Source organism: Achromobacter aloeverae (assembly GCF_004121055.1).
Classification (GTDB): Bacteria; Pseudomonadota; Gammaproteobacteria; order Burkholderiales; family Burkholderiaceae_B; genus Bordetella_C; species Bordetella_C aloeverae.
This window is the reverse complement of the sequence record NZ_PYAL01000002.1, coordinates 287895-314646: the sequence shown is the minus strand read 5'-3', so window position 1 is coordinate 314646 and position 26752 is coordinate 287895. Positions and strand designations below refer to the sequence as shown.

The 26752-nt window shown below is 63.3% G+C and carries 20 protein-coding genes and 2 pseudogenes; 5 read left to right on the top strand and 17 right to left on the bottom strand.

The features are described 5' to 3' along the window. Window positions 1–110: 110 nt before the first annotated feature. On the bottom strand, window positions 111–914 hold the full coding sequence (locus C7R54_RS08300) for an NADPH-dependent F420 reductase (protein WP_129149730.1): 804 nt from the start codon (window positions 912–914) through the stop codon (window positions 111–113). A 252-nt stretch (window positions 915–1166) separates the two neighbouring features. On the opposite strand from C7R54_RS08300, the gene C7R54_RS08295 reads away from it, so the two are divergent. Next, window positions 1167–2072 (top strand): LysR family transcriptional regulator, encoded by a 906-nt coding sequence (locus C7R54_RS08295; protein ID WP_240039434.1) that lies wholly within the window; start codon window positions 1167–1169, stop codon window positions 2070–2072. 87 nt (window positions 2073–2159) lie between these two features. On the opposite strand, the gene C7R54_RS08290 is transcribed toward C7R54_RS08295, so the two are convergent. After that, window positions 2160–2645, bottom strand: a complete 486-nt coding sequence (locus C7R54_RS08290; protein WP_129149729.1) for a MarR family winged helix-turn-helix transcriptional regulator — start codon at window positions 2643–2645, stop codon at window positions 2160–2162. 49 nt (window positions 2646–2694) lie between these two features. On the opposite strand from C7R54_RS08290, the gene C7R54_RS08285 reads away from it, so the two are divergent. Beyond that, window positions 2695–4164, top strand: coding sequence for an FAD-dependent oxidoreductase (locus C7R54_RS08285; RefSeq protein ID WP_129149728.1), 1470 nt, complete (start codon window positions 2695–2697; stop codon window positions 4162–4164). Between the two features lie 46 nt (window positions 4165–4210). Here the strand turns inward: C7R54_RS08285 and C7R54_RS08280 are convergent. The 5 genes and pseudogenes from C7R54_RS08280 to guaB all read right to left on the bottom strand — a co-directional run. Then, window positions 4211–4332: pseudogene (locus C7R54_RS08280) on the bottom strand (ATP-binding protein); the annotation flags it as partial. Window positions 4333–4337: 5 nt separating this feature from the next. Further along, window positions 4338–4482 (bottom strand): annotated as a pseudogene (locus C7R54_RS08275) (DNA-binding protein); the annotation flags it as partial. A 103-nt stretch (window positions 4483–4585) separates the two neighbouring features. Further along, a complete protein-coding gene (locus C7R54_RS08270; protein WP_129149727.1) occupies window positions 4586–5407 on the bottom strand; it encodes a type IV toxin-antitoxin system AbiEi family antitoxin domain-containing protein in 822 nt (273 codons plus the stop codon). A gap of 247 nt (window positions 5408–5654) precedes the next feature. Further along, entirely contained in the window at window positions 5655–7247 is a 1593-nt protein-coding gene (gene guaA / locus C7R54_RS08265) for a glutamine-hydrolyzing GMP synthase (RefSeq protein ID WP_129149726.1), read from the bottom strand. 161 nt (window positions 7248–7408) lie between these two features. Next, entirely contained in the window at window positions 7409–8869 is a 1461-nt protein-coding gene (guaB, locus tag C7R54_RS08260; protein ID WP_129149725.1) for an IMP dehydrogenase, read from the bottom strand. 429 nt (window positions 8870–9298) lie between these two features. On the opposite strand from guaB, the gene C7R54_RS08255 reads away from it, so the two are divergent. Both C7R54_RS08255 and C7R54_RS08250 read left to right on the top strand, forming a co-directional pair. After that, window positions 9299–10294, top strand: coding sequence for a Bug family tripartite tricarboxylate transporter substrate binding protein (locus C7R54_RS08255; RefSeq protein WP_129149724.1), 996 nt, complete (start codon window positions 9299–9301; stop codon window positions 10292–10294). A 91-nt stretch (window positions 10295–10385) separates the two neighbouring features. Then, a complete protein-coding gene (locus C7R54_RS08250; RefSeq protein ID WP_129149723.1) occupies window positions 10386–11396 on the top strand; it encodes a tripartite tricarboxylate transporter substrate-binding protein in 1011 nt (336 codons plus the stop codon). A gap of 41 nt (window positions 11397–11437) precedes the next feature. Here the strand turns inward: C7R54_RS08250 and C7R54_RS08245 are convergent, their stop codons facing one another. The 5 genes from C7R54_RS08245 to fusA all read right to left on the bottom strand — a co-directional run bounded on the left by C7R54_RS08245 (window position 11438) and on the right by fusA (window position 17814). Continuing rightward, on the bottom strand, window positions 11438–12004 hold the full coding sequence (locus C7R54_RS08245) for a tripartite tricarboxylate transporter substrate-binding protein (protein ID WP_158021177.1): 567 nt from the start codon (window positions 12002–12004) through the stop codon (window positions 11438–11440). Window positions 12005–12192: 188 nt separating this feature from the next. Beyond that, window positions 12193–13098 (bottom strand): tripartite tricarboxylate transporter substrate binding protein, encoded by a 906-nt coding sequence (locus C7R54_RS08240; RefSeq protein WP_158021176.1) that lies wholly within the window; start codon window positions 13096–13098, stop codon window positions 12193–12195. A 108-nt stretch (window positions 13099–13206) separates the two neighbouring features. Next, window positions 13207–14181: a Bug family tripartite tricarboxylate transporter substrate binding protein gene (locus C7R54_RS08235; RefSeq protein WP_158021175.1), complete on the bottom strand. Its 975-nt coding sequence runs from the start codon at window positions 14179–14181 to the stop codon at window positions 13207–13209. Between the two features lie 86 nt (window positions 14182–14267). Continuing rightward, window positions 14268–15242: a Bug family tripartite tricarboxylate transporter substrate binding protein gene (locus C7R54_RS08230; protein ID WP_158021174.1), complete on the bottom strand. Its 975-nt coding sequence runs from the start codon at window positions 15240–15242 to the stop codon at window positions 14268–14270. Window positions 15243–15705: 463 nt separating this feature from the next. Continuing rightward, window positions 15706–17814, bottom strand: coding sequence for an elongation factor G (fusA, locus tag C7R54_RS08225; RefSeq protein ID WP_129149718.1), 2109 nt, complete (start codon window positions 17812–17814; stop codon window positions 15706–15708). Window positions 17815–18190: 376 nt separating this feature from the next. Here fusA and C7R54_RS08220 point away from each other — a divergent pair, with 376 nt between their 5' ends. Next, window positions 18191–19042: a class I SAM-dependent methyltransferase gene (locus C7R54_RS08220; protein WP_129149717.1), complete on the top strand. Its 852-nt coding sequence runs from the start codon at window positions 18191–18193 to the stop codon at window positions 19040–19042. 42 nt (window positions 19043–19084) lie between these two features. Here C7R54_RS08220 and C7R54_RS08215 read toward each other — a convergent pair whose 3' ends face one another. The 5 genes from C7R54_RS08215 to C7R54_RS08195 all read right to left on the bottom strand — a co-directional run bounded on the left by C7R54_RS08215 (window position 19085) and on the right by C7R54_RS08195 (window position 26751). After that, window positions 19085–19636 carry a DUF1415 domain-containing protein gene (locus tag C7R54_RS08215; protein WP_129150391.1) on the bottom strand — a complete coding sequence of 184 codons (552 nt, stop codon included), beginning with the start codon at window positions 19634–19636 and terminating at the stop codon, window positions 19085–19087. A gap of 65 nt (window positions 19637–19701) precedes the next feature. Next, complete coding sequence (locus tag C7R54_RS08210) at window positions 19702–21174, bottom strand: M20 family metallopeptidase (protein ID WP_129149716.1); 1473 nt, start codon at window positions 21172–21174, stop codon at window positions 19702–19704. A gap of 51 nt (window positions 21175–21225) precedes the next feature. Continuing rightward, a complete protein-coding gene (gene purL / locus C7R54_RS08205; RefSeq protein ID WP_129149715.1) occupies window positions 21226–25263 on the bottom strand; it encodes a phosphoribosylformylglycinamidine synthase in 4038 nt (1345 codons plus the stop codon). A gap of 77 nt (window positions 25264–25340) precedes the next feature. Further along, window positions 25341–25889 carry a transcription elongation factor GreB gene (gene greB, locus C7R54_RS08200; protein ID WP_129149714.1) on the bottom strand — a complete coding sequence of 183 codons (549 nt, stop codon included), beginning with the start codon at window positions 25887–25889 and terminating at the stop codon, window positions 25341–25343. A gap of 13 nt (window positions 25890–25902) precedes the next feature. Beyond that, window positions 25903–26751 (bottom strand): 3',5'-nucleoside bisphosphate phosphatase, encoded by an 849-nt coding sequence (locus C7R54_RS08195; RefSeq protein WP_129149713.1) that lies wholly within the window; start codon window positions 26749–26751, stop codon window positions 25903–25905. Window position 26752 lies beyond the last annotated feature (1 nt).

Genomic DNA, 26752 nt, shown 5'->3' with positions numbered 1-26752 from the left:
AATAGATAAATAGCAGAAAAAACGACAGACAGTTGTCTATCAATACATCAATAGATCGGTTGTGTGAGCCGTCACCGGGCGCCCACAATGAGACGCCCGACGCGGAAGCTTTACTTCTTGACCGTATCGGCGCTGGCCTGCTCGAAGAAAAGATGAACGTGAATCCGCGGCATGCCTTCGAAAGTCCCGCCGATCGGCGACGGGCGCACCGCCTCGTCGACGAGCTTGCGCGCCTCGTCGCGCGACAGCGGCTTACCCGGCTGCTGATACTTGCGGCGGGTTTCCTCGTCGGTGGCGTCGAGCGGCACCTCGGGGGCGTAGCGCCAGAAGTAGATGCCCGTGCTGGGCTCGATGCGCCAGCTGTCGGCGAGCGAGCCGGCGTCGACAACGTCGTAGCCGATGTCGTCGAGGAAGAGGGTCACGGCCTGCTTGGCGCCCGCGTCGTCGCCGGCAACCGGAAGCGTGGTGCGGTTTGCATCGTCCGTGGGTGTGGCATTCGCCTGCATGTGGATCCAGCTGAGGTTGTGAAGGCCCTTGACGACCTTGGCGCCCTTGAGATGACGCGCGACGAGTTCGCTTGAGGTGAGCTCGCCCTGATCCAGATCATCGCGACGGAAGTCGCCGAGACCGGGATAGTAGTTCGTCTGGTCGAGGACGACCTTGCCGGCGAACTTGTCGCCCGGCAACTGCTCGAAGGCAGCGATCGGAATCGAAAGGGTGACGATATCCCCGGCGGCGATCGCGTCTTCGACGGTTCCGGCATGGGCCCGGGGGCCAAGGCCCTTGACCAGTTCCGAGAGCGTGTCGGGGCCACGCGAATTGCTGATCACGACGTTGTACCCCGCGGCGACAGCCAGGCGCGCGACGGCCTTGCCTACGAGGCCAGTGCCAATAATTCCGATAGTCTGTGTCATCTTCGCATTCCTTCTATGAGAGAACGGCGGGAACCCGCCGACAGGTTTCATGGGACGCACGCCTAAGCGCGCCGCGATGCAAGCAAGTCGTTCGAACGACAGGGCGGTGTGCGTCTCGATCGCCGTGACGCTCACAACCGCAGCAAGTCCGTGCCACCGCCGTATTTATTGGGCGCGACGTGTTGCATGAATCGCACTATGGACTTACCTTCGTGATTGATAAATACAGGGTGAAGTCACATACTGTTGTCCATGAACACATCAATCGATCTACCGGAGATGCGCGTCTTCGTGGCGGTCGTGACCGATGGCTCCTTCACGACGGCTGCGGATCGGCTGGGCACCGACAAGGCGCGCATCAGCCGCATCGTCAGTCGCATGGAGAAGAAGCTCGGCGCACAGCTCCTCACCCGCTCGACACGTCGCCTCAGCGTCACCGAGGTCGGGCGCGATTATTTCGAGCGCGCCATGTGCATCCTGACCGCCGCCGAAGCCGCGGAGGCGGCGGTGGCGCAGCAGTCCAAGGAGCCCAAAGGACTGCTCAAGCTCACGGCTGGATCCGAGTTCGGAACGATGGTCGTGGACGAATGGATCGCGGCGTTCCTGCGAATGGCCCCGAAAGTAACGGTGGAAGCGGAATACACGAATCGCCTGGTCGATATCATCCATGAAGGCTTTGACGTCGCCATCCGTGTTGGCGCGCTCGAAGATTCGGGGCTCTCGGCGCGAAAACTCGGCGAGGTGTCTTACGGGCTGTATGCTGCCCCTGGCTATCTGAAGCGGGGCCCGGCGCTTTCCGCCGTCGGCGACCTGAAGCGCCACGATCTGATCATGAAGACGACGCGGGGGCGTTCCAATTGGGCCCTGGTAAACGGTGAGAACACAGAGAAAGTCACTGTGTCCCCGCGCTGTGCCGTCAACAGCACGATCGCGGCGAAGAACCTCGCACTTGCAGGACTCGGGATCACGCACTTGCCGCGCTTCATGGCGGAACCCTATGTGGCTGCTGGCACGCTGTCTTGCGTGCTTCCCGGCTGGGCGGAGGTTCCGGCGCCTGTCCACGCCGTATTCGCATCGAGCCGCTACATGGATCCCAAAGTGCGCGGCTTCGTGGATCTCTGCCTTAGTACGTTTGAGGACGGTGGCGGCTCATCGTGAACGGCCAGGTACTTGCATCGCCGGATCATGCGCTTCAATCGTGAGGGCCGGTTCGACTGAATCCGGCGCGAACTGTTCAAAAGCTCTCTAGCCAGTCCTTGTGCCTTGCTCCAAGTCCTCGGCGAACCGTCGCATCAGGCGCACCAGGTTCGCGATGTCTTCCGGAGTCCAATCCCTGAGGATTCCTCTTGCCAAGCGCTCACGAGCCTGATCGATCTGGTCGGTCATGGCCTTGCCCTGGGCAGAGACCACCGCTTCGCGCATCCGGCGGTCTTCCGCGTTCTCATGCCGGATCACCAGTCCCATCCGCTCCAGCTTGGAGACTTGGCGGCTGATGGTCGTGTAGTCCCTGCCAAGGCGATCTGCCAGCTCGACCACCCCAATCGGTCCCACTCGCTCGATCACCACCAGAAGGCGAAAAAGCGCTTGGTCCAGATGGACGCCGGCTTCTGCAATCAGCCGCTCGTCGTTCCGGGGACGGTTCATCACGCTCACGATCGAAATCAAGGATCGATGGAGATCCTTCAACTGAGCCGAGATATGTGTATCTTGCACTTTCTTTTTTTCGGCCATAAGCTATCTCCTGATACGTGCATATTACACATTATTTGGAGATTGAATCATGCGCGAGCCTGTTGATGTCCTGATCTGCGGCGCCGGTGCCGCCGGCCTGACCTTGGCCATAGACCTGGCGCGGCGCGGAGTGCGCTTTGTCCTGGTCGAAAAACTTCCCTCCCCCTTCCAGGGCTCGCGCGGCAAGGGCATCCAGCCGCGTACCCAGGAGATTTTTGAAGACCTCGGCATCCTGGACCGGGCCATGGCGGCGGGTGGCATCTACCCCACTGTTCGCAAGTACACCGTCGATGGCCGCCATGTGGATCAGGAAGTGACAAGCGTTAATGACCCTACGCCTGCCGAGCCTTACCGCCTGCCGTTGATGGTCCCGCAATTCAAGACCGAAGCGGTGATGCGCGAACGCCTGATCGAATTAGGGCATGCGCCAGAGTTTGGTGTCGAACTGACCCGAATGGCGGTCATCGCCAATGGGATCGAGGCCGTGCTTACTTCCCCGGAGGGCGAAGAAACCCTCCGCGCCCGCTATCTGGTGGGAGCCGATGGCGGGCGGAGCTTTGTGCGCAGCACTTTGGGGATAGGCTTTCCGGGCAAGACCTTGGGCGTGCGCGCCATCGTGGCCGATGTCGTGTTGGAGGGGCTGTCGCGCGATGTATGGCACCAGTTTGACGGAGGGGACGCAGGCCCCATGGCCATCTGCCCGCTCGCGGGCACCGGCCTGTTCCAGATCCAGGCGCCGGTTCCTCTGGATGGCGACATTGACCTCTCGGCGGCCGGGCTGACCGAACGCGTGGCTCTGCACACAAAGCGCACGGACGTAGTGGTGCGGTCGGTTGCCTGGTCCTCCACCTACAATATGAACGCCAGGCTTGCTGATCGTTATCGGGATGGCCCGGTGTTCCTGGTTGGCGACGCGGCGCATGTCCACCCTCCCACCGGAGGGCAAGGCCTCAACACCAGCGTGCAGGACGCCTACAACCTGGGCTGGAAGCTGGCCGCCGTGCTGGCCGGCGCACCCGAGGCGCTCCTGGAGACCTACGAAGCCGAACGTAGACCTTTGGCCGCGGATGTGCTCGACCTGTCTACACGCCTGCTTGCGGGCTTCAAGACCGGAGACAACAGGCGGAGCCGTGAAGTCCAACAGTTGGATATTGGCTATCCCACTTCGCCACTGTCGTTCGGAGGGCGCTCCAGCACGCTAGCGCCAGGCGCTCGCGCCCCTGATGCCGCTGTGCAGGGTGCCGGCGGCATTCCAACGCGTCTATTCAACCTGTTCAAGGGCACGCATTGGACCTTGCTGGTCAACGGTACCTCGAGTCTCGCACCACATGCTGGATTGCACATTCACCGTATCGGATCCGGCATGGAGATCGAAGATCGGCTGGGCCAGTTCGCCCGGTTCTACGGCCTTGAAGAGGGGGCCTCCGCGCTGGTCAGGCCCGATGGCTACCTGGCTGGCGTCTTTGCCAGAGACCAGATAGCCGCACTTCGAGACCATGTGGACCGCTACTGCAACTAGGAATGAAGCCGGTTCTGAAGTCGCTGCGGCGAGCAGCAGCCCCCTGGCGGTCCAGCATGGCTGCCGTCAGTGTCCGGTCGTCGGCGAAGGCGCTGACCCGCTGGGGAATGGAAGGGGGCTAGTCAAGATGATGCTGCCGCGTTCATGGCGTTTGGCGACGACCTGGAAGTCTGCAAGTGCCAGATCGACACGATGCTCTCATGCACCTGCGCCGGGAAGCTTCCCGGATGGGGCCAGCATCAGTTTGCGCATGTTTTGCCGCGATATGCCCACGATGTCGGCCACGTCGGTCAGTCCGACCAGATCCGGCGTCACCTCGTCGTCTCATCGTGTACCGGCGATCCTAGCCAGCGTTTCTTCCAGCACGGGTAGAATCTCGACCAGCCACCGCACCCGGTCGGTGTAGCGCGGGTCCCAATGATCAAGCCAAGTGCTCATCGAGGTCTCCCGGCAAGGTGATCTGATAGGTTGGATGCAGGTGCCCGCCTGGCACCAGCGCACGTTTGCCCCGGCCTAGATCAACGCCATCCAACGGTACATGCGACAGCCATGCATGGCGATGGCGATCAGCCAGGGCCAGAAACAGCCGCTTGGCCTTAATGCTGCGGCAGTGGCGCAGCAGCAGGCCGACACGCTGCGGCCGCAGCGTCGTCATCGCCTGCATCAACGCATCAGCCTCATAGACCAGCGACGTATCCGACACACCATCGCATAACTCCAACATGGCCCGCTCGGACGTCGAAAACACCAGTGCATCGATATCCGAGCCAACGCGATGCCAAGCCAATCCTTGCTCGGCCAGAACGGACTCGGACACCTCGGTCGTCAGCGGCACGGCGGGTAGATCGAACGGCCCCTTGCCCTGGAATGCGAAGCGCTCCTGCAACGGCAGCTTGCTCACCCAGCCCGGTGGCCGCCGCGGCCCATAGAGGGTGACCGTCCCGGCATCACCCAGGCGCAGGTAATGCTCGTGCCCCTGCAGGCTGAGTGCGAAGCGGCCGCCGACATGCAGCGGCATCCCCTCCCCAACTTGCAGGCTGCGAACCACGCCCTCCCACCGCAGGTGTCCGCCCTTGCGCATGTAGACGCCGCGCACGGGCGACACTAACCAGCCGCTGCTCACGTAGCGCGCGACGAGGCTGTTGGAGTAGCCGCGCTCCCGCAACCAGCGACTCGATATCAGGCGCGTATCACCGAGTTCGGCCAGCAATAGGTTCAATTTTCTCGTATTTTGATCACTCATAGTGGTCAAAATACAGCTTTTATAAACCTCTGCCAAGGTCCAATGGTTTGGCTTATGGCAAAAAAAGATCACTCAAAGTGAACTTTTTCCTGGAAAAATAAACCGTGTAACTCGCATCGATGGCTCGTCCAGGGAGACTTATTCATGCCACCCTCCCTTCACAAGGACACACTGAAGACGCTGTTCGTGACGGCTTTTACCGTCAGGGGCCAGGAGACCTGCTAATGCTCGGCCGAAGGACCCGATTTCACTCCCACTCAATCGTCGCCGGCGGCTTGCTGCTCACGTCATACACCACCCGGTTAATCCCCCGCACCTCATTGATAATCCGCCCGCTGACCTTCGCCAGCAAGGGATACGGCAAGGGCGCCCAATCGGCGGTCATGAAGTCAGACGTCTGCACGGCGCGCAGGGCAACGACGTAATCGTACGTGCGCCCATCCCCCATCACCCCCACCGACTTCACCGGCAGGAATACCGCGAAAGCCTGCGACGTCAGGTCGTACCAGGACTTGCCGCTGATCGGGTCCAGCGTGCTGCGCAGCTCGTCGATGAAAATCGCGTCGGCGCGGCGCAAAAGGTCCGCGTACTCGGTCTTCACTTCACCCAGGATGCGAACGCCCAGTCCCGGCCCCGGGAACGGATGGCGATACACCATCCCGGGCGGTAGCCCCAAGGCCACACCCAGTTCGCGGACCTCGTCCTTGAACAACTCGCGCAAGGGCTCCAGCAATTTCAGGTTCAAGGTCTCCGGCAGGCCGCCGACATTATGGTGCGACTTGATCGCCACCGCCTTGCCCGTCTTGGCGCCCGCCGATTCGATCACGTCGGGATAAATCGTACCCTGCGCCAGCCACTTCGCCGCCTTCAGCTTGCCCGCCTCGGTCTGGAAGACCTCGACGAACTCGCGGCCAATGATCTTGCGCTTTGCCTCGGGATCGCTGACACCTGCCAGCTTGCCCATGAATTGTTCAGTGGCGTCGATATGAATGATCTTGACGCCCATGTTCTCGGCAAACGTCTGCATGACCTGCTTGCCCTCGTCCAGGCGCAGCAAGCCATGATCGACAAAAACGCAGGTCAGCCTGTCGCCAATGGCCTTGTGGATCAGCGCCGCGGCAACGGACGAATCGACGCCGCCGGACAGGCCCAGGATCACCTCGTCATCGCCGACCTGTTCGCGTATGCGGGCAACGGCTTCCGAGACGTAGTCGGGCATGTTCCAGTCGCCGGTGCAGCCGCAGATCTCGTTGACGAAGCGCGACAGCAAGGCCTTGCCCTGGACGGTATGCGTGACTTCGGGGTGGAATTGCACCGCGTAGAAACCGCGCGATTCATCGGCCATGCCTGCGATCGGGCAGGACGGCGTCGACGCCATCAGCTTGAAACCCGGCGGCAGCGCCGTGACCTTGTCGCCATGGCTCATCCAGACCTTGAGCATGCCATGGCCTTCCGGCGTGGTGAAATCCTCGATGCCTTCCAGCAGGCGGGTATGCCCGTGCGCGCGCACTTCCGCATACCCGAACTCGCGATGATCGGACCATTCGACCTTGCCGCCCAATTGCTGCGCCATGCTTTGCATGCCGTAGCAAATGCCCAGCACCGGCACGCCCAGCTCGAATACCGAACCCGGCACCCGCATGGACGCTTCATCGTAGGCGGACGCGTGGCTGCCGGACAGGACGATGCCTTTCAGGCCCTGCGCGACCTGGCCGCGCACGAACTCGTCGGTTACGTCACCCGGGTGGATCTCGCAGTACACGCCGGCTTCGCGGACGCGGCGCGCGATCAGCTGGGTGACCTGTGAACCGTAATCGAGAATGAGGATGCGCTGGTGCATAGTGGGCTCTGGCTGGAAAGATGCCGCCGCTCAACACGACGGCCAATGGCTGAAAACGGAATACGACGAGTGCCGCGACAACGGCACTATTAAGCAAAAGCGCACCGGCGGGAAGCAGGCTTCCACCGGTGCGCGCTGGCCGCGAGGCCTTACGCCGAAGATCAGTCGGCGCGGTAGTTCGGCGCTTCCTTGGTGATCTGCACGTCGTGCACATGCGACTCGCGGAAACCGGCCGCCGTGATCTGCACGAACTCGGTCTTGGTCCGCATGTCGTCGATGGACGCGCAACCGCAGTAGCCCATGGAGGCACGCACGCCGCCGGCCAGCTGGTAAATGATCTGCAGCACGCTGCCCTTGTAGGGCACGCGGCCTTCGATGCCTTCCGGCACCAGCTTGTCGGCGTTGTTGGCGGGATCCTGGAAGTAGCGGTCGGCCGAGCCGTCGGTCATCGCGCCCAGGCTGCCCATGCCGCGATAGGACTTGTACGACCGGCCCTGGAACAGCACCACTTCACCCGGCGCCTCGTCCGTGCCGGCGAACATGCCGCCCATCATGCAGGCATAGGCGCCGGCCGCCAGGGCCTTGGCCACATCGCCCGAATAACGGATACCGCCGTCGGCGATCAGCGGAACGCCAGTGCCTTCCAGCGCCTGCGCCACATCGGAAATCGCCGTGATCTGGGGCACGCCCACGCCTGCCACGACACGCGTCGTGCAGATGGAGCCCGGGCCGATACCGACCTTGACGCCGTCCGCGCCATGCTCGACCAGCGCCCGCGCCGCCGCCGCCGTGGCGATGTTGCCGCCGATGACGTCGACCTTGGGATAGTTCTGCTTCACCCAGCGCACGCCTTCCAGCACGCCCGCCGAATGCCCGTGCGCGGTGTCGACCACGATCACGTCCACGCCCGCGGCGACCAGTTTCTCGACGCGCTCTTCCGTGTTGCCGCCGACGCCGACCGCCGCGCCGACGCGCAACTGGCCCTGGGCATCCTTGTTGGCTTGCGGGTGAGCGGTGTTCTTGACGATGTCCTTGACGGTAGCCAGGCCACGCAGCTCGAACTTGTCATTGACGATCAGCACGCGCTCCAGGCGGTGCTTGTGCATCAGTTGCTGCGCCTCTTCCAGCGTCGCGCCCTCGCGCATGGTCACCAGGCGCTCTTGCGGGGTCATGATATTGCGCAGCGGCTCGTCCAGGCGGGCTTCGAAACGCAGGTCGCGGTTGGTGACGATGCCAACCACCTTGCGGCCTTCCACCACCGGCAGGCCGGAGATGCCGTGCTGCTGCTGCAAGGCGATCGCGTCGCGCACCTTCATCTGCGGCGTGACCGTGACCGGGTCGATCACGATGCCGAACTCGTGGCGCTTCACGCGGGCGACTTCACGGGCCTGCTCGTCGGCGGTCAGGTTCTTGTGGATGATGCCGATCCCGCCCTCCTGCGCCATGGCGATGGCCAGGCGCGATTCCGTCACGGTATCCATGGCGGCGGACACGAGCGGGATGTTCAGGGAGATGTTACGGCTGAGGCGGGTCTGCAGAGATGTATCGCGGGGCAATACATTCGAGTACGCGGGCACCAACAAGACGTCGTCGAAGGTGAGCGCGGTTTTGATGAGACGCATGGGAAGCTCCGGGCGCAAAGCAAAATTATACGCCTTCCCTGCTTATTTACTAGGTGTTTACCATTAAGAAACCCTATGGGACATAGGAAAAGCCTGTCTCCGCAACGCCTCCAGGTTCCGTGCGAGGCGCTGATCCGGCCCCAAATTGTAACAACAGGGAATATCGGAGGGACTACGACCGCCGGTGCACAGGACACCAGCCACGAACTACCGAAAAGGCAACTTGGCAGCTTACCGAAGCAAGAACCACCGCTTCATCGTCTCCGATTTGCATCCAACTCCTTACCCGACATCGATCGCTGGGCGCGTTAGCCAGGCATGAGTGCTAGCGCCATCGGACGAATTTGGTTGGGAACGCCTCGCGGACTGTTCCAACTAAACGGGGCAAGCGGCGCCTATGTGAGCACCGCAATGACCACGGAGATGTGAATGCAATTCACCAAGCGAAAAATCTGGGCGGCACTGATGGCCGGCGGCGTATTGCCCATGAGTGCACATTCCTCGAATGCGGAACAAGCCTATCCCGCCAAACGCATAACCATCGTGGTCGGAGGCTCCCAGGGAGGCGGCGTCGACATCCTTTCCCGGCATGTTGCCAGAGTGCTGGAGCAGGAACTCGGCGTCACTGTCCTCGTGGAAAACCGCCCTGGAGCCGCGGGCAATATCGGGGCTGAACACGTGGCGCGCAGCCAGCCCGACGGCTATACCCTCTTCGTTGCGGCAAGACCCAACATCACCTATGGCGCCTTGCATGAAAATCCACGCTATGACCTCAGGCGGGACCTGCTCCCAGTAGGACTCATGGCGACGGCGCCTAGTGTCATCGTGGCGGGACGGGACACCATGATCACGAGTCCCGGGGAAATGGTAGCGCGTGCCAAGGCGCATCCCTTGTCCTTGAAATGCGCTTCGGGCGGTGTGGGGTCGACAGGTCATCTTCTTTGCGAAGAGTTTCAACAACGGGCGAACGTTGAAATGCTGCATGTCCCTTATACGTACTCCGATCAAGCATTTACGCACATGCTCGGCGGACACATCGACACGGTGTTCGTCACGCTGTCGGCCGCGCTTCCCTACATACGAGCAGGCGCCGTACATGGCGTAGCCGTCTCCGGGCGTGAACGCGCACCCTCGGCACCAGGAATCCCGACGTTGGAAGAAGAGGGATTCGACAAGCTGCATGGCGATGTCTGGTACGGCCTGGTCGCCCCGGCAGGCACGCCGGCCAACGTGATGCAGCGGCTGAATACGTCCTTGAACCGCGTGCTTACGGAACCACAATTGCGCGAGCAGCTATCCAGTCTCGGCTACATCCTTCCCGCGCCTCCGAACACAGCCGCGTCCCTGGAGCGGTTGATCGCGGAAGAAACCGCGCACTGGACCGACCTCATCGCGGATCGCCGCATCGCACCCGCGCGGCACTAAGCCATCCTCTCAACAGCCGCCCTCTCGTCCGAGGCCCGACCGGCCTCGGCCATCGATGGCATGGATACGCCAAATCTTTATGGATACATGAATGCTATTCCGCATGCGCAAAACCTGGGCTGCCCTGATCGTAGGCAGCATGCTGCCCGTTGCCGCACACTCCGCCAACACCAAGACCGCGTACCCCGCCAAGCCGATCACCATCGTTGTGGGATTCACCCAGGGAACAGCGGTCGACACCCTGACCAGGCTCGTCGCCGCCGAGATGGAGCAGGAACTGGGCGTCGACATCCTCGTGGAAAATCGCCTTGGCGGGACCAGTAACGTCGCGGCGGATTATGTGGCGCGCAGCACGCCGGACGGCTACACGCTTTTCATTGCCACCCGGCCCAACGCAACCTATGGCGCCATGCAAGCGCGCCCGACCTATGACCTGACGCGGGACCTCCAGGCGGTAGGGCTGATGGCCACATTGCCGTTCGTGGTCATCGCCGGCAGGCACACGGCCATCACCACCATCGAGGAAATGGTGGCACGAGCCCGAAAAAAACCTCCGCTCAGCTGCGCCTCTCCCGGCGTGGGATCCACGGGACATTTTCTATGCGAGGAGTTCAAGAAAGAGGCCCAAGGCGAGGTGGTGCACGCGCCCTATAACTACGTCGACCAGGCGCTCACCCACATCATCAGCGGACATCTGGACATCTATTTCCTGGGACTGACGGCCGCGCTTCCCTACATACGGGCAGGCGCCGTGCACGCCATCGCGGTTTCCGGCGAGGGGCGTGCGCCCCTGGCGCCTGCAATTCCCACTTTTCGTGAACTGGGATTCGGCAAGGTCCACGATGATGCCTGGCTCGGATTGGTCGCCCCAACGGGAACACCCCCCAGGGCGATCGACGCCTTGAACCGCGCATTGAATCGCGCGCTGGCGAGACCGCGGCTGCGCGGGCAACTGCTCAACCTTGGCTATTCCCTGCCCTTTCCGCCCAATAACGCCCGTTTGCTGACGCAGTTGATGATGGAGGAAACGAAGCGCTGGAATGACTTCATCGGACGACGGTGGAGTGCGCCCGGGAAAACCCTGGATGTCAATCGCAATTGAGAACCCTACGCCCCAGGCCCCACGGCGGACCTGGGGTCACCCTACTGAACGCCCACGATTTGCCTGGACTTCAGAACCTCTGTCCATCTTTCCGTGTCTTCCCCGAGGAACACTTCGAGCGCTTCCGAAGTATTGGCCGATTGTGGAACCGTATAACCGAGTTGCATGAGCCGCTTGCGTACTGAATCGTTAGCCAGCGCCTTGTTGATCGATAGATTCAATCTGGCAATGGCGTGCGACGGCGTTCCCTTCGGCGCGACGACGGCGAACCAGCCTTGCGTCCCGGCATCCATATATCCCAGCTCGACGACACTCGGCACGGATTGAAGGGCTGGCACCCGACCATCTGAAAAGACCGTCGACACACGTAAGCCATCCGACGCCAATCGCGGCAATGCCGCTGGCGCCGTCACGATGGCAAAGTCGGCTCTCCCCGCAATTACCTCCATCAGTGCCGGCAGATCACCTTTGAATGGGACATACTGCCATTCCAGACCGGCTCGCGCTTTGAAAAGTTCATATATCAGATGGGGAGTAGAACCTACATCTCCCGATGCACAAATGGGGCCACCAGGTCGCTGACGTCCTAGCGCACCGACATCCTGCAAAGTCGCCGCGGCGACATGCTTGATACACTTCTATCCCCCCTCTCCGTGGCCATCGCGACAAGCGGTACAGCGTGGCCGGCCACAAACAGCAAACCCAGACCTGTTTTCCTCAAGCCCATCTTCGACCCCCTCGTGTTGATTCCGCAGCGGGCATCCCCATCGCGCAAGACAACATCGGCCATCAGTCGCTACTGACGCGCCATGAGCCGATGCTCATCCAGCTCCCGCCCCCACCGTGCCGTATCCGCCGCGAGAAATGCCCTTAATGCTTCCGGCGTATTTGTCTTCGGTGGCATCGCATAGCCAAGGCTGGCGAGTTGCTTTCCAACTTCAGCATTGGAAAGCGCGGCATTGACAGCGTGATTCAAGCGATCGACGACGTTCGATGGCGTGCCAACGGGCGCCATGACGGCACACCAATCTGGCACATGGGGGTCAACGTATCCGTGCTCGTTGATGCCCGGCACCGACGGAATGGCGACGACCCGGGTTTCCGCGAACACGGCCAAGGGACGTACTCTGTCCGATTTGATATATGGCAATGTCGCCGGTAACGAAACGATGGCAAGGTCCGCGCCACCGCCGATGACGTCCGCCAGCGCATCGGCCTCCCGCATGTAGGGGACGTGCTTCCAAATCAGGCCGCCTCGCTTCTTCAGGACCTCGCACAACAGGTGCACGACCGATTCGCCGCCTTCGGAGGCGCAGGTATATATGCGTCGCCGTTGAAACATAAGCACGAAGGTGTCCTGCAACGACGTTGTGCACACATGCTTGCCCGATACCAGCACATAGGGCACCCTGGCCAGCAGCGCGACAGGGACAAAATCCTTGGAGGCGTCAAGCATGGCCGACGCCGATTTACGGCGTACGTCAGCGCGCAGCGCCAAGTACACCGTATGTCCATCGGCCGCGGACCTCTTCACGTACTCCACCCCGGCATTGCCTTTCTCTTCCGGCCGATTTTCAACGAAGACTTTCGCGTCCAAGTCCTTCGACATATGCGTGGCTACCTGGCGGGCAATACGGTCGATGCCAGCGCCCGCTGGAGCGCCGACAACCAGGGTTACAGGACGATTTGGATAAACGTCCATCGCCCTATCCGACGAAGCCGCGGCCAACGGAAACGCACTCCCAGCCGTCATCAAGATACCCAGCCCTTTACAGCCCAGACCCATCCTTTATCTCCCACGCTTGGAACACTACTGAAGCCCCGTTATCTGCCGCTGCTCCAGCATCCTTGTCCATCGTTCCGTATCTTCCGCAAGAAATTTCTCCAGCGCTTCGGGCGCATTGCCTCCCTCCGGCATCACATAGCCAAGGCGGACCAGTTTCCTGCGAACTTCAACGTTGGAAAGCGCAGCATTTATGGAACGGTTCAGGCGTGTTATCACATGCGCCGGTGTGCCTGCTGGAGCCATGAGCGCGCACCATCCCTGCGCCTGCACGCTTCCATAGCCATGCTCTTCGACACGTGGCACCGACGGAATGGCGGAAACCCGAGCATTCGCGAATACCGCCATGGGACGAATGCTGTCGGAAGCGATATATGGCAACGCGGCCGGAACGGAAACAACGGCGAAATCCGCTCGGCCAGCAATCAGGTCGACAAGCATGGAAGCCTCTCCTTTGTACGGGACGTGCACCCAAGGTACCGACGCCTTTTCCTTCAGGTCCTCGCAGAGGAGATGGTTTGTCGAACCCATTCCCGGCGAGGCACAGGTAAACACGTGCGGATGAGAACGGGCCAGGACGAACCCAGCCTGCAAACTGGCCGCGGCAACGTGCTTGCCCATGGCCAGGACATATGGAACTCCGACCACCATCCCGACCGGAACAAGATCCGTGGCGAAGTCATAGTCGACACCTTTGAACAATGTCTTGTGAAGCGCCACGGGTCGCACCGCCATATAGACCGTATAGCCGTCTGGAGCGGCCCTTGCGACCGCCGCGGCGCCTATGTTGCCGGCAGCGCCGGGACGGTAAGTCACGATCACGCTCTGCCCGAGCTCCTGCGTCAAATGCGTCGCCATCTGGCGGGCGACGGCATCAACACCCCCTCCCGGCGGAAAGCCGACAACCAGCGTTATAGGACGCGTTGGATAGACTTCAATTACCTCATCTGACGAAAGCGCGGCGAACGGGAACGCATTCCCCGCCACAACCAGCAAACCCAATCCATTCCTGCAAACGCCCATCTTCGATCTCCTTCATGCCGATCGTCGAACAAGAATCCTGCAGCGCGCGACACCTGGCGCGCGGCCTACTGAAGGCCCGTTAGCTGCCGCTGCTCCAGCACCCCGGTCCATCGCTCCGTATCTTCCGCAAGGAATTGTTCCAGCGCTTCGGGTGTGTTGTTCTTTTTCGGCATGCCATAGCCAAAGCGGATGAGCTTCTCCTGAACGGCAGCATTGGAAAGCGCCGCGTTCATGGAGCGGTTCAAGCGTGTGATCACATGCATCGGCGTACCCGCCGGCGCCATGAGCGCGCACCAACCATGCGACTCCATACCGGTGAACCCAAACTCTTCAATGTGGGGAACCGCCGAAACTGCTGGCACGCGCCCCTCTGAAAAGACAGCTAGCGGGCGAACCGTTCCCGAGGAGATATGGGGCAGAGCGGCCGTCATGGTTGCGACAGCGAAGTCCGCACGGCCGCCCAGCACATCGACCAACGCCGCCACGCTGCCCGGATAAGGAACATGAGTCCACGGCAATGGCGCTTTCTCCCTCAATGCCTCGCATAAAAAGTGAGTCGTCGTCGCCAGCCCTCCCGATGCGCAGGCGTACTTTTCCGGACTACGGCCCACCAGCTCAACAGCTTCCAGAAAAGTCGTTGCCGGAACGTGCTTGCCCATGACCAGGACATAGGGCACCGATACAGCCATACCGACGGGAACCAGATCCTTGGCGAAATCGTATTTGACTTGCTTGTACATGGCCTTGTGCAGCGCGACGGGCCTCACCGCCATATAGACCGTATATCCGTCCGCGGCAGCCTTGGCCACCGCGGCAGCGCCGATATTCCCCCCTGCGCCTGGCCGGTTGACGACGACAACTTTCTGGCCCAGGTCTTCCGTCATATAAGCAGCCAAATGACGGGAGACAACATCCGGGGAATCGCCGGGAGAGAAACCAACAACCAGCGTTATAGGACGCGTTGGATACACTTCAATTACCTCATCTGACGAAAGCGCGGCGAGCGGAAACGCACTCCCCGCCACAACCAGCAAACCCAATCCATTCCTGCAAACGCCCATCTTCGATCTCCTTCATGCCGATCGTCGAACAAGAATCCTGCAGCGCGCGACAGCTACCGATGAGTACGACGCGCCGCATGTCGGTTCCGGCAGCAAGATGAAAAACTGATTGCATAACAGTTGAGTCCGCCCAAGACCGTATGGACCGCGAGCCGAGGCTGCCCCTCCTCCCGGACAACAACGCGCTCCGACGCCATGCGGTTGGCGCCACTGGCTGGCCCGAGGGAGTTCTCTTGTCTTATGACGGTCCGGCGAAAAGAAATACTCGCTGCCGTGAGCCCAGCGTCACCCGCCTTCGAAGGGGCGTTTTGTCTTGCGACGACCCGAAAAAAAGCCGGCGCATAATGCGCCGGCTTCATGGATACTGCCTGTCGGTGCTATCGACCGACGCCGCAAACCGGCGCCAGCGACAACCAACGAGACCTACACAGCCATACGAGAATCAACGTGCGGATTTCGCCGCGATCACCTCGTCGGCGATCTGCCTGGGCACTTCCGCGTAATGCTTGAACTCCATGGTGTAGGTCGCACGCCCCTGCGTCAACGAACGCAGCGACGTGGAATAGCCGAACATTTCGGACAGAGGCACTTCGGCACGCACCAGCTTGCCGCCGCCTCCGGCGATGTCGTCCATCCCCTGCACCATCCCCCGCCGCGACGAGAGATCGCCCATCACATTACCCATGAAGTCTTCGGGCGTTTCCACCTCGACATGCATCATCGGCTCCAGCAACACCGGTTTCGCGCGGCGCATGGCTTCCTTGAACGCCATGGAGCCGGCCATCCGGAATGCGTTCTCGTTCGAATCCACGTCGTGGTACGAACCGAACGTCAGCGTCACCTTGACGTCCACCACCGGATACCCGGCCAGGATGCCGGCCTTCAGCGTCTCCTGGATGCCCTTGTCCACGGCCGGAATGAATTCGCGCGGAATCACGCCGCCCTTGATGGCGTCGACGAACTCATATCCCTTGCCCTGTTCCTGCGGCTCCAGGGTTATCACCGCATGACCATACTGGCCGCGTCCGCCGGACTGCTTGACGAACTTGCCTTCGACATCTGTCGCCGTGCCGCGCACGGTCTCGCGATAAGCCACCTGCGGCTTGCCGACCGTCGCTTCCACGCCGAACTCGCGCTTCATCCGATCGATCAGGATCTCCAGGTGCAACTCGCCCATCCCGGAGATAATGGTCTGGCCCGACTCCTCGTCCGTGTGCACGCGGAAGGACGGATCCTCCTGCGCCAGGCGATTCAAGGCAATGCCCATTTTCTCCTGGTCCGCCTGGGTCTTCGGCTCCACCGCCTGCGAAATCACCGGCTCCGGGAAAACCATTTTCTCCAGGATGATCACGGCCGAAGGATCGGACAAGGTGTCGCCCGTCGTCACGTCCTTCAGCCCCACCGCCGCCGCGATATCGCCGGCATAGACTTCCTTGATCTCCTTGCGCTCATTGGCGTGCATCTGCAGGATGCGGCCCAGGCGTTCCTTCTTGCCCTTGCCCGGTATCAACACCGTATCGCCGGAATTGATCACGCCCGAATACACACGGAAGAACACCAGCTGCCCGACGAAGGGATCCGTCATGATCTTGAAAGCCAGCGCCGAGAATTTCTCGTCATCGGCAGGATGGCGCTCGATTTCCTTGTCATTCAGGTCATGCCCAGCGATGGCGGGCACGTCCACCGGAGACGGCAGATAATCGATCACCGCGTCCAGCATCGCCTGCACGCCCTTGTTCTTGAACGCGCTGCCGCAAAGCATCGGCACGATCTCGTTCTTGATGGTGCGGATGCGCAGGCCTTGCTTGATCTCCTCTTCGGTAAGCGGCGTGCCGCCCAGGTATTTGTCGAGCAATTCCTCGTTGGCCTCGGCGGCCGCCTCTACCATCTTGTCGTGCCATTCCTGAGCCGTGGACTTCAGGTTCTCCGGAATATCGCGATATTCGAACTTCACGCCCTGGCTGGCGTCATCCCACACGATGGCCTGCATCTTCACCAGGTCGATGACGCCTTCGAAATGATCCTCCGCGCCCACGGGAATCTGGATGGGCACGGCCACGCCCTTCAGGCGTTCGCCGATCTGGCGTTGCACACGGAAAAAGTCCGCGCCGACGCGGTCCATCTTGTTGACGAACGCAATACGCGGCACTTTGTACTTGTTGGCCTGGCGCCAGACGGTTTCGGATTGCGGCTGCACGCCGCCCACCGAGTCGTAGACCATGCAAGCACCGTCCAGCACGCGCATGGACCGCTCCACCTCGATCGTGAAGTCGACGTGCCCCGGCGTGTCGATGATATTGATGCGGTGCTCGGGATAATTGCCCGCCATGCCCTTCCAGAAGGCGGTGGTGGCAGCCGAAGTAATGGTGATACCGCGTTCCTGCTCCTGCTCCATCCAGTCCATGGTGGCGGCGCCGTCGTGAACCTCACCAATTTTGTGATTCACCCCGGTGTAGAACAGAATGCGCTCGGTCGTCGTGGTCTTGCCAGCGTCGATATGCGCGCTGATGCCGATGTTGCGGTAGTTCTCGATACGGGTCTTGCGAGTCACGGTGGTTTCTCCAACGGATGGACTTGCCCGGCCGCAGCCTGAAGGCCGGCCGGGGCTGGCGCTATCTTCACCCTGCGTGGGGCGAAACGCAAGGGCGCCCGGGGGCCCCTTGCCGGCGGCCACGGGGCCAGCCTGCGCAGGTCGAAAAAATAAGGGCGAAGCCTGGGATTTCAAGCATATGACCCTATTAATCATGGTGTTATTGATGGGTTGATTCAGGCGCGCGGGCGATTCGCTACCCTGGCCGAACCTGCTCCCTCGGGGTATCCAAGCCGGACGGAAACCCAGCCGCCGGCAGCCTGTCGCCGACGGCTAAAATGACAGATTCCATCACCGCTGCACCAACGGATCCCGTCCGGCGGCCCCCGCTGTTCCCATGACCAAGAACCACGATATCCGTCCCGGCCAATCCGTCGAACTGCTCAAGGAGCTTCACATCCTGACGCGCGACGGCAAGCTGAACCAGGACAGCCGCCGCAAGCTCAAGCAGGTCTACCACCTTTTCCAGTTCATCGAACCCCTGCTCCAGGCGCTCAAGCAGGAAGGCCGCGACATCACCCTGGTCGACCATGGCGCCGGCAAGTCCTATCTGGGTTTCATTCTTTACGACCTGTTTTTCAAGACGCTGCACGATGCCTCGCATATCTACGGCATCGAAACCCGGGAAGAATTGGTACGGCGATCCCAGGAATTGGCCGACCGCTTGGGCTTCGGCGCGGGCATGTCCTTCCTGAACCTGTCGGTTGCCGACTCCATCGTCTCCGACAAGCTGCCGCCGCAAGTCGATGTCGTGACCGCCTTGCACGCCTGTGACACCGCCACCGACGACGCCCTGCGTTTCGCCCTGAACAGGCATGCCCGCTACATCGTGGTCGTGCCTTGCTGCCAGGCCGAGGTCGCCAGCGTCCTGCGCAAGAACAAGGGCGAAACCAAACGCGACCCCCTGTCGGAGATCTGGCGTCACCCCCTGCACACCCGCGAATTCGGCAGCCAGGTCACCAATGTCCTGCGCTGCCTGCAACTGGAGGCCCACGGCTACCAGGTGAGCGTCACGGAACTGGTCGGCTGGGAACACTCGATGAAGAACGAGTTGATCATCGCCCAGCACAAGAACCCGCCCCAGCGGCGAGCGGCCGAGCGCCTGAACGAAATGCTGGACCGGATCGGGCTGCGGGAACTGCGGGAGCGTTTTTTCGCTCCCGATGCGTCGGCCGGCGCAACGCAATAGCCTCGCGCGCACGGCGTCCGTGCCGGCCGCGCCCCGCTTGCGTCAGTCGTCTTCCCGCATCACCGCCCGCCATCCCTCCAGCCCCAGCCGGCGCATCGTCTCCTGGTTGCGCTCGTAGATCCCATCCGGGTCGGGATAGGTTTCCAGTACTTCCTCGATGCTGTCTTCGCGCAACAGATGCAGGATGGGAAAAGGCGCGCGGTTGGTGTAGTTCTCGATGTCATCCGGCGCCGTGTCCGCGAACTGGTAATCCGGGTGAAAGCTGGCGACCTGAAGGACGCCTCGCAGGCGCAGGCGCTTGAGCAGGCGATCGCCCGTGTCGAGGAAATCGTTGAACTCGTAGAAATCGGCCAGCCCGTCCGGCAGGATCAAGAGCGTGGTGTCGATATCCTGCGGGTCCGCGTCCGCCAGCAGCCGCAATTCCGCTTCCAGGTCGGCGGCGATGTCGGCTTCCTCGGTGGCGGCGCTGACCACATAACGGACCTGCCGCTTCACATGCACCCGCTTGGCGAACGGGCACAGGTTCAGGCCGATGACCGCGCGGGTCAGCCAATGTTGCGTGACCCGGGCGACGTCCTCGATGTCGGGATGCATTCCCGCCAGGTGCCGGGCGTCGAGCGCGATGGGCTCGATCGCCCCGTCCTCGTTCTCCGGTCCCATCATGCCGCCGGCAAGGCCGCCATGGTCTGCGCCACGGCCGCGGTCAGCTTCTTGCCATAAGGCACATGCAGGAACTCGTTGGGACCGTGCGCATTGGACTTCGGCCCCAGCACGCCGCACACCATGAATTGCGCCTTGGGGAAGCCTTGCTGCAAGGTGTTCATCAGCGGAATGGTGCCGCCCTGGCCGATGTAGCCGCAAGGCGCGCCGTAGTACTGCCGCGACGCGGCATCCAGGGCCTGGGTCAGCCAGGCCTGCGACTCGGGCGCATTCCAGCCCGTGGAGGCGCCGGCATTGGGGCTGAAGGTGACCTTGGCGTTATAGGGCGCGTCGGCCTCCAGCAAGGTCTTCAGCTCCTGCGCGGCGGCCACGGCATCGACCAGCGGCGGCAGGCGCAGCGACAATTTGAAGGCCGTGCGCGGCCGCAGCACATTGCCGGCGTTGGACAAGGGCGGCAAGCCGTCCGCCCCTGTCACCGACAAGGTCGGCCGCCAGGTGCGGTTGAGCAGGGCCTGTTCCGGCTCGGTCGTCATGGGCAGCACGAAGCCGCCATCGGCGCCGCAGCTCCACGGAAAGCGGCGCCATACCTCGTCGCCAAGGATCTTGGCGGTCGCATGCACCTGCTCGACGCGCTCGGCGGGAATTTCGCAATGGAAGCTGCTCGGCAGCAGGCGGCCCGTGCCGCTGTCCTCCAGCCGGTCCAGCAGATGGCGCAGGATGCGGAAGCTGGACGGCACCACGCCGCTGGAATCGCCGGAATGCACGCCCTCGTCCAGGACCTGGACTTCCAGGGTGCCGGACACCATGCCGCGCAGCGACGTGGTCATCCACAGCTGGTCGTAGTTGCCGGCGCCCGAATCCAGGCAGACCACCAGGGCGACATTGCCCAGGCGCTCGCGCAGCGCGTCCACATAAGGCAGCAGGTCGTAGCTGCCCGATTCCTCACAGGTCTCCACGATGCCCACGCAGCGCGGACGCGGCACGCCCTGCTTGTCCAGCGCCAGGATGGCCGTCAGCGACGCATAGATCGCATAACCATCATCGGCGCCGCCACGGCCGTAGAGCTTGCCGTTCTCGTACTTGGGCGTCCACGGGCCTAGGTCGTTGCGCCAGCCCGAGAATTCCGGCTGCTTGTCCAGGTGGCCGTACAGCAGCACCGTATCCCCGTTGTCGGCGCGGGTGGCGGGCGCCTCGAAGAAAATGACGGGCGTGCGTCCCGGCAGGCGCACCACTTCCAGTTTCAGGCCCGCGACTTTCTGCGACTCGACCCATTGCGCGGCATCCCGCACCACGCGTTCGATGTAGGCGTTCTTCTCCCAATCGGCGTCGAAAGCCGGGCTCTTGGCGGGAATGGCGATGTAATCGGTCAGCGCCGGGATGATTTCGTTATCCCACTTCTCATCGACGTAGGCCTGCAAGGCCTGCGGATCGAGGGGACCGGAAAGCGCGGAGTCGGGAACACGAGCGTTCATAGGTGATGGTCCTTGAAAAACAGCGGCCTCGCGGGCCGCTGTGCGGGTCGATTACTTGAGCCAGACACGGGCGTTGCGGAAGGCGCGCATCCAGGGGCTGAACGCGCCGCCCGAGTCCTTGTCGCCCCAGCGTTCAGGCGCCCACGACATCATGACGTTGCGCGACACGCGTTCGGGGTGCGGCATGATGGCCATGAAACGGCCGTCCGCCGTGGTGACCGCGGCCAGGCCCGCCGGGCTGCCATTGGGGTTGCAGGGATAGGTTTCCGTGCGCTTGCCGTAGTTGTCCACGTAGTACGCCGCGCCCGCCACCTTGCCCGCATCGCCTTGCTGCGAGAAATTGGCATAGCCTTCGCCGTGCGAAACGGCCACCGGGATGTGGCTGCCGGCCATGCCCGCGAAGAAGATGGACGGCGAGTCGGCGATCTCCAGCATGGACAGCCGCGCCTCGAACTTTTGCGACTGGTTGCGGGTGAAACGCGGCCAGGCCTGCGCCCCGGGGATGATGGGCGCCAGCGCGCCGAACATCTGCGCGCCATTGCACACGCCCAGGCCAAAGGTATCCTGGCGGCCGAAGAAGGCGGCGAACTGGTCGGACAGGCGGCTGTTGAAGCGGATGGTACGGGCCCAGCCTTCGCCGGCGCCCAGCACGTCGCCGTAGCTGAAACCGCCCACGGCGACCATGCCATTGACCGTGGCCAGGTCGACACGGCCCTGCAGCAGGTCGGTCATATGCACGTCCACCGCGTCAAAGCCGGCGGTGTCGAACGCCCATGCCATTTCCACATGGCTGTTGCAGCCCTGTTCGCGCAGGATGGCCACGCGCGGACGCTTGCCGGTGGCGATATACGGCGCCGCCACATCTTCCTGCGGATCGAATGCGACGCGAGGCGTCAGGCCGGGATTGGCGGCATCCAGCCACGTATCGAATTCGGCCTGGGCGCATTCCGGGTTGTCGCGCAAGGCCATGATGCGCTGGCTGGTCTCGCTCCAGGCCCGCGCCAGGTCGACGCGCGGCTGGCCCCAGATCTTGCGGCCGTCGCGATAGAACTCGATTTCGTCGCCGCTGTTCAGGCCGCCGATGACGTGCGAGAACTTGGACAGGCCAGCGCCCCGCAGCACCTGCATCACGGCATCGCGCTGCGCCGCCGGCACCTGGATCACCGCGCCCGCCTCTTCCGAGAACAAGGCCTTGAGGGTCAGCTCGTCGCGCTGGACCTTGACCTGCTCCGGACGGATCTTGTAGTCACCCCAATCGGCCGAGTTCTCGTCGATGGTCAGCATGTCCAGGTTGACGGACACGCCGGTGCGCCCGGCGAAGGCCATCTCGCACAGCGTGGCGAACAAGCCGCCGTCGGAACGGTCGTGATAGGACAGCAGGGTCCCCGCCTCGGCCAGGGTACGGATGGTGATGAAGAACGCGCGCAGGTCCTGCGGCACGTCGATATCCGGCACGCTGTCGCCGACCTGGTTGTAGACCTGGGCCAGGATGGACCCGCCCATGCGATGCAGGCCGCGTCCCAGGTCGACCAGGATCAGCACGCTGTCGCCGACATCCGCGCGCAACTGCGGCGTCAGCGTGGCGCGCGCGTCCTTGACCGGCGCGAAAGCCGTCACCACCAGCGACACCGGCGCCACCACCTGGCGCGCTTCGCCGTTCTCGGTCCACGCGGTCTTCATGGACAGGGAGTCCTTGCCCACGGGGATCGACAGGCCCACCGTCTGGCACAGTTCGCTGACGGCCGATACGGTGTCGTACAACGCCGCGTCCTGGCCCGGCACGCCGCAGGCCGCCATCCAGTTCGCCGACAGCTTGATGTTCTCCACCTGCGCCACGTCGGCGGCGGCCAGGTTGGTCAGCGCCTCGGCCACGGCCATGCGGCCTGAGGCCGGCGCATTGATGACCGCCACCGGCGTGCGTTCGCCCATGGCCATGGCTTCGCCCCGGAAGCCCTCGTAGTCGGCCAGCGTAACGGCGACATCCGCCACCGGCACCTGCCAGGGACCGACCATCTGGTCGCGCGCGGTCAGGCCGCCCACGGTACGGTCACCGATGGTGATGAGGAAGGTCTTGTTGGCCACCGTGGGGTGGCGCAGCACCCGGTAGGCCGCCTCGGTCAGGTCGATGCCCGCGAAGTCCACCGGTTCGGCGATCGCCGGCAGGCGCTGGACGTCGCGCGACATGCGCGGCGGCTTGCCCAGGATGACGTCGATGGGCACGTCCACCGGACGCACGGGGCCCGCGGCCACGCCTGCCGGATCCAGGCCCGGCAGGCCCTCGCCTTGCACCACGCGCAGTTCACGTTCTTCCGTGGCCACGCCCACCACCGCATAGGGGCAGCGTTCGCGGCGGGCGATCTCGTCGAAGCGCGCCAGGTCCGCCGGCAGGATGGCCAGTACATACCGCTCCTGCGACTCGTTGCTCCAGATCTCGGCCGGCGACATGCCGGACTCTTCCAGCGGCACGCGCGCAAGATCGAACGTGGCGCCGCGGCCGGCGTCGTTGACCAGCTCCGGGAAGGCATTGGACAGGCCGCCCGCGCCGACGTCGTGGATGGCGATGATGGGATTGGCCTCGCCCTGCTGCCAGCAGCGGTCGATGACCTCCTGCGCGCGGCGCTCGATTTCCGGATTGCCGCGCTGGACCGAATCGAAGTCCAGGTCGGCGCTGTTGCTGCCCACGCTCATGCTGGACGCGGCGCCGCCGCCCATGCCGATGCGCAGGCCGGGGCCTCCCAGCTGGATCAGCAGCGCGCCGGCCGGGATGACGTTCTTGTGCGTGAGCCCGGCGTCGATGCTGCCCAGGCCGCCGGCGATCATGATGGGCTTGTGATAACCCCAGCGGGTGCCGCCGGCGGTCTGTTCATAGCTGCGGAAATAGCCGAGCAGATTGGGCCGGCCAAATTCGTTGTTGAAGGCTGCGCCGCCGATCGGGCCGTCGATCATGATAGACAGGGGCGAGGCGATGCGGTCCGGCAGGCCGTGATGATCGGCCTCCCAAGGCTGCACCGCGTCGTCGATGCGCAGGTGCGACACGGTGAAACCCGTCAGGCCGGCCTTGGGCTTGGAACCCCGGCCGGTGGCGCCCTCGTCGCGGATCTCGCCGCCCGCGCCCGTGGACGCGCCCGGGAAAGGCGCGATGGCGGTCGGGTGGTTATGGGTCTCCACCTTCATCAAGGTATGGACCGTGGTCTCGCGCCGCTTGTAGACCAGCGCATCGGCGCCCTGCCCGGCCAGGCCGGCGTGGAAACGCTGGGCCACGCCGCCTTCCATGATCGCGGCGTTATCCGAATAGGCCACCACCGTGCCTTCGGGCTGCGCCGCGTGGGTGGCGCGAATCATGCCGAATAGCGTGTGGGGCTGCGCCTGGCCGTCGATGGTCCATTGCGCATTGAAGATCTTGTGGCGACAGTGTTCGCTGTTGGCCTGCGCGAACATCATCAATTCGACGTCGGTGGGATCGCGTTCCAGCTTGCCGAAGGCTTGCGCCAGGTACTCGATTTCGTCTTCCGACAGCGCCAGGCCGAGGGTGGTATTGGCCTCGACCAGCGCGGCGATGCCCTGCGCCAGCACCGGCACCTGCCGCATCGGACGGCCGTCCAGCGGGGCGAACAGCGCCTGCCCGTCGAAATTGGCGTCGACCACGGTTTCCGTCATGCGGTCGTGCAGCAGCGCGGCGGCGCGTTGGAGCATATCCGCATCGAACGATTTGCTGCCCAGCAGGCCGCGTTCCGGCACCAGCATGTAGCGCACGCCCCGCTCGATGCGGCGCACCGTGGCGAGGCCGCAATTGTGGGCGATATCCGTGGCCTTGCTGGCCCAGGGCGAAATCGTGCCCAGGCGCGGAATTACACGCAGGGCCAGGGCCTTGGGATTGTCGGCGGTTTCATAGGGATCGCCGTATTCCAGCAGCTCCGCCAGGCGCGCCTGCTCATCCGCGGACAAGGCGGCATCACAGTTGACGAAATGTTCGTAGCGGGCGGAGATATCGGCTACCGGTAAGCCGGCCTGCTTCAGCTGCGCAAGCAGCCGCTCGCGGCGAAAAGACGACAGGACGGATGAACCGGGCAGATACTGGACGATGGACACGATGAGCGGCGCCGTAGGGGAAAAGGAGCAAAGCGGGATTTTAACCGCTCCTGGCGCCCACTCCGCCCCATGACCCGCTACGGATACCGGACTTCCAGGATTTCCAGCGTCTCCACCCCGCCCGGGGTGCGCAAGGTCACGGTATCGCCTTCGCGCGCCTTGATCAGGGCCCGGGCCACCGGGGAGATCCAGCTGATCTTGCCGGCCAGGGGCTCCGCCTCGTCGACGCCGACGATGGAGACCTCGTGCTCGTCGCCCGCCTTGTCCAGGTAGAGCACGGTGGCGCCGAAGAAAACCTGGTCGCGATTGGGCTGGGTGGCCGGGTCCACCACCTCGGCGATATCCAGCCGCCGGGTCAGGAAGCGCATGCGGCGGTCGATTTCGCGCAGGCGCTTTTTCCCGTACAGGTAGTCGCCGTTCTCCGAACGGTCCCCGTTGGACGCGGCCCAGGACACCACCTGCACCACGGCGGGCCGCTCGACGGTCATCAGGTGCGTCAGTTCGTCGCGCAGCCGGGCATAGCCCTGCGGCGTAATGTAGTTGCGCGTGCCGGGCGGCAAGGCCTGCGCCTGCGGAATATCCTCGTCATCGTCCTGGTCGGACTCTTTCACGAAAGCTTTGTTCATCGCGCTAGAACCGTCATTCCCAGTCATGCCAGACCGTGCGCAGGTCCGGAGGCAGCGGCGGCAACTGTCCCAGGTCCAGCCGGCTTTCCTGCGGACTGTGGAAATCCGATCCGCAGGAGGCCAGGAAACCCCGCCGGCGGGCCACGTCCGCATAGCGGCGCGCCTCGTCCGCGGTATGGCTGCCCGTGTTGACCTCGATACCCACGCCGCCCAGCGCCAGGAACTCGTCGAACAAGGCGTCGAACTGCAGCGCGGTGTACTTGTAGCGGCCGGGATGCGCGATGACCGCCCGACCGCCGGCGCCCATGATCCAGCCAACCGCCTGGGCCAGGGTCGCCCACTGGATGGCCACTTGTCCGGGGCAGTCGTCCCCCAGGTATTTATTGAAGACCGTCTGCACATCCGGGCAATACCCCGCCTCGACCAGATAACGGGCGAAGTGGGTGCGGCTGATGAGCTCCGGATTGCCGGCGAACGGCAAGGCGCCTTCGAAGGCGCCCGGCATGCCCATGTCCGCCAGGCGGTCCCCGATCTTGCGGGCCCGGTCGGCGCGCCCGGCACGGGTGGCGCGCAGGCCTTCCACCAGTGCGGCATTACCGGGGTCGAACCCCAGCCCGACGATGTGCACCGTCTGCCCCGCCCAGGTCACGGAAATCTCCACCCCGGTGATGAAGCGCAGGCCCAGTTCGGCCGCCGACGCGCCGGCCTCGGCCAGCCCGCCCACTTCGTCATGATCGGTCAGCGCCCACATGTCCACGCCGTTTGCGTAGGCGCGCGCCGCCACGTCGCGCGGCGACAGCACGCCGTCGGAGACGCGGGAATGGCAATGCAGATCGACGTTGGAATAGCGGGATAGGGTCATG

Coding starts and splice junctions, on each gene's coding strand:
- C7R54_RS08300 (WP_129149730.1), bottom strand. CDS start 914: ATGACACAGACTATCGGAATTATTGGCACTGGCCTCGTAGGCAAGGCC.
- C7R54_RS08295 (WP_240039434.1), top strand. CDS start 1,167: ATGAACACATCAATCGATCTACCGGAGATGCGCGTCTTCGTGGCGGTC.
- C7R54_RS08290 (WP_129149729.1), bottom strand. CDS start 2,645: ATGGCCGAAAAAAAGAAAGTGCAAGATACACATATCTCGGCTCAGTTG.
- C7R54_RS08285 (WP_129149728.1), top strand. CDS start 2,695: ATGCGCGAGCCTGTTGATGTCCTGATCTGCGGCGCCGGTGCCGCCGGC.
- C7R54_RS08270 (WP_129149727.1), bottom strand. CDS start 5,407: ATGAGTGATCAAAATACGAGAAAATTGAACCTATTGCTGGCCGAACTC.
- guaA (WP_129149726.1), bottom strand. CDS start 7,247: ATGCACCAGCGCATCCTCATTCTCGATTACGGTTCACAGGTCACCCAG.
- guaB (WP_129149725.1), bottom strand. CDS start 8,869: ATGCGTCTCATCAAAACCGCGCTCACCTTCGACGACGTCTTGTTGGTG.
- C7R54_RS08255 (WP_129149724.1), top strand. CDS start 9,299: ATGCAATTCACCAAGCGAAAAATCTGGGCGGCACTGATGGCCGGCGGC.
- C7R54_RS08250 (WP_129149723.1), top strand. CDS start 10,386: ATGCTATTCCGCATGCGCAAAACCTGGGCTGCCCTGATCGTAGGCAGC.
- C7R54_RS08240 (WP_158021176.1), bottom strand. CDS start 13,098: ATGGACGTTTATCCAAATCGTCCTGTAACCCTGGTTGTCGGCGCTCCA.
- C7R54_RS08220 (WP_129149717.1), top strand. CDS start 18,191: ATGACCAAGAACCACGATATCCGTCCCGGCCAATCCGTCGAACTGCTC.
- C7R54_RS08215 (WP_129150391.1), bottom strand. CDS start 19,636: ATGCATCCCGACATCGAGGACGTCGCCCGGGTCACGCAACATTGGCTG.
- C7R54_RS08210 (WP_129149716.1), bottom strand. CDS start 21,174: ATGAACGCTCGTGTTCCCGACTCCGCGCTTTCCGGTCCCCTCGATCCG.
- greB (WP_129149714.1), bottom strand. CDS start 25,889: ATGAACAAAGCTTTCGTGAAAGAGTCCGACCAGGACGATGACGAGGAT.
- C7R54_RS08195 (WP_129149713.1), bottom strand. CDS start 26,751: ATGACCCTATCCCGCTATTCCAACGTCGATCTGCATTGCCATTCCCGC.